Below are 3,152 nucleotides of genomic sequence, written 5' to 3'. Positions count from 1 at the left end.
CTTCGCCGAGTCGGCCTAACGAAAGCAAAAGACCGCTGCGAGCGCAACCGGACCTGTCGCATCTTCGGCAGCTACTCGGACTTTCACTTCTCATGACCGACGGCCGGGACGCACCTGGAATCATGGCGTTGTCCGTCGCTGCGGCCACGCCGCTGTCCCGGGGCCACCCGCTGGCTGCCTATCATCTTCCAGCCGAATCCAACACGCACCCGATCGGGCCGGTACCGGACGAGGCACTATGGCCGCAGCTCATAGCTCACGGGGACCGTAACGGTCCGCTCACCGGGCCTGGTCGGGAACGAGTCAGCCGGAGCCTGCTCATGGGCGCCGAGCGCACGCCGAGCTACTGCGGGAAGCGCAACGGCACGCCACACCGATCCGCGATCGTGACCGCGTGATCGCGGTGTCCCAGCCGCACGAGAAGGTGCTGGGAACGATCGCACTCCTCGCCCTGGCGAACACCGCGGCGGAGAAACACTACTTCGCCCTCGAGCACGCGGCGCTGGCCCTGTCGGCGAACTGGCCCATCAGCATGCTCTCGCCGAAGTCGAGCTCCGGTTACGCCGGGATCTCGTCGATGATCTGCTCAGCGGCACCGATGAGAAGAGCGCATGTGTCCGGGCGCAGTCCGTCGGTCACGACCTGACCCGAGCGCATCGCGTGCTCGCGATCGGCTACCCTCGGCGGGCGCTAGACGACCAGCTACTCGTGCCGTCGAACGAGCCGCTCACAAGCTAGGCATGCCGTGCCTGCTGAGCCGCCGCGACGCTCACGTCGTCCTGGTTGCGCAACCACCGCACGACTGGCCGACCAACGCATCCTGGGTCCCATTGCATGCCGAGAAACGTCGTCACCTTCCCAGCAGCGAAATTGCTGTCGGCGTCTGACGGCTCTGCGATAGCTACGACGCCTTCCCCCAGTCCTGGCGCGATGCCTGTCGCGCGATCACCGTCCGGATGACGGGCCGCGCTCCGGACGGACTGACGAGCTACACGCTGCGATATCGCCTCCAGCGGATCCGGCAAATCACGGAAATGGAACTGAACGGACGTCGACACTCGCCTCAATTTGCATGTCGCGACCCGCGCATGGAGCATCCTGTCGGGCGATGCGCCAAGCTCACCATGAAGCGCACTTGTGGCTTGAGCGTTGGTTGGGGGAACTCGAAGATCACACCGACATCATCAATCCCGCAAGCTGCTGAGAACCCGAACCATGACTGGACGAATTCTTTGGCTCTGGATCTGCTGAGCAGACGCGGAGGGTCTACGGTCGGTTACAGGTGACAACCGAGAACCCGCAGAGCACCGATGCGTAAAAAAGGTGCGAGGCAGGCTCTGCATAGTTGATCTCAGTGTGGTGATGCACCGATGGCCATCGACGATCCCGGCAGTTACAGAAATCTGCGTCATCAACTGTCCGCACTCCGCGGCGTGTTTGCGCTGTCCAACGCGATGCTCGCCGGCGGATCTCGAGAGGAGATCCTTCGGATGGCGCTGTCGTCAATGTCGTCGGCAGGCACGTTCAGGCCGGTGGGTCTTTATCTCACCTTTCCGGACGCGAGCGCGTCCCCCGCTCACATTGCCTGGTCCGGTCCCAACTCGCTCGTGGGCGAGCTCGACCAGTTGTCCGGCAAGGACGCCGTGCTCAACACCGATGCCGGGGGTACCGATGAGAAATCGATCTGGGCGACCTCGATGCACAGCGGCGGAGACCATCAGGGCTACCTGGTGGTCGCGGCCGACAATGACCCGACCCTTTGGGACCGGTTCCTGCTCGGCGCGCTCGCCCAGCAAACCGGCGCGGCGCTCAAGATTGCCGAGCAGTCATCGAGACTGCTCGCAGCGCAACGGATTCAGGCGGAGGCTCGTACGCGGCTGGAGGCAACGGTGACCGAATTGCTGCGGCGAACTCACGCGCACGAGTTGATGACTGATGCAACCGTCAACGGCGATCCGGAAGAGCTGCTGCAGACGGCCTACGCACTGACACACCTGCCGGCGGCTATCGTCGACCAGTTCGGCTATCTGCAAGCCAGCGTCGCCGGCGGAGATGCTCGCAGCGATGTGTGGCATCAGGTCCGGTTACCGAACGTCCAGGACCTGGTGATGGACGCCAACGCCGGCCGATCGACCCGGATCGACTCCTACCTCGTCGCGGTCGCCAAGCTGGGCGGCGACGTGCTCGGTGCCGTGGTGATGTCGGACGTCTCTGGAGGGGCAGGTGCATTCGAGACCTACGTGCTCGAGCGGACCGCTAGGTTGCTGACTGGCGAACTGGCTCATCGGCGGGCAATAGCCGAGATGGAGACCCGGCTGCGCCGTGAACTCGTCGTAGAGCTCGTCGAGGGCCTGGACGAGGAGGCCGCCTGTTCGCGCGCAGCCTTGCTGGGACATGATCTTCGTCAACCACACCAGGTTGCGGCAATCAGGTGCCATGCCGAACTCGACCATCCATGGTTGGAGATGGCGCTACGCCGCGTCACGAGCGACGGCGCGCTCCCCATGGTCGGGACGCGCCGCGGTCTCACCCTGGTGATCGTGCCCGGCGAAGTCGATGCTCGGGCGTTGCACGATGGCTTCAAGCAAGTTCGGCCAGTGCTCGGTACCTCGATGGGCGTGGGAGGCCGGGCTGACGGGCCGCGCCAAATACCCCGGTCCTATGCCGAGGCGCTCAGAGCACTGCAGGTGCGCGAGCGTTCGCCCGCCCCGGATGGCGGCACAAACTTCTCCGAACTCGGGCTTTACCAAATCATGGACGACCGCGAGCGCGGCGGTGCCGTCGACCGGTTCGTCCTGCGTTGGCTGGGTGCGCTGATCGACTACGACGCAGCCCGGCACGCCGAACTGGTGAACACACTGGCGCACTTCTTGGACTGCGGTGGCAACTATGATCTAGCTGCGCATTCGCTGCTCATTCACCGGAGCACTTTGCGCTATCGGCTCAAGCGCATCCGCGATCTCGGTGGTTTGGATCTTGCCGACGTCGAGACCCGACTCAACGTCCACGTCGCCACCAAGGCTTGGCGGGTGCTCGAGGCCAGGTAGCCACGGGTTACCGCGGGCGGCCGGAGAGGGTCTCGGACGGACGCTCGTCGTACCTGCTTCGGTAGGCCGCTGCGAATCGTCCCAGATGGGTGAATCCCCATCGTG

At 64.6% G+C, this 3,152-nt stretch carries 3 protein-coding genes; all 3 read left to right on the top strand.

The annotated features are described in order from the left end of the window. Positions 1-398: hypothetical protein (locus QOH60_RS03490; protein WP_526417130.1), on the top strand; the 398-nt coding region annotated here is incomplete at its 5' end. Beyond that, a complete protein-coding gene (locus QOH60_RS03485; protein ID WP_526417128.1) occupies positions 395-646 on the top strand; it encodes a hypothetical protein in 252 nt (83 codons plus the stop codon). The genes QOH60_RS03490 and QOH60_RS03485, both read left to right, overlap by 4 nt. 724 nt (positions 647-1,370) lie before the next feature. Further along, positions 1,371-3,047: a PucR family transcriptional regulator gene (locus QOH60_RS03480; protein WP_526417126.1), complete on the top strand. Its 1,677-nt coding sequence runs from the start codon at positions 1,371-1,373 to the stop codon at positions 3,045-3,047. The last annotated feature ends 105 nt before the right edge of the window (positions 3,048-3,152 follow it).

The organism is Mycobacterium sp., from assembly GCF_032159765.1.
GTDB lineage: Bacteria > Actinomycetota > Actinomycetes > Mycobacteriales > Mycobacteriaceae > Mycobacterium.
The sequence above is the reverse complement of the archived record's forward strand: the minus strand, read 5'-3'. Positions and strand labels throughout refer to the sequence as shown.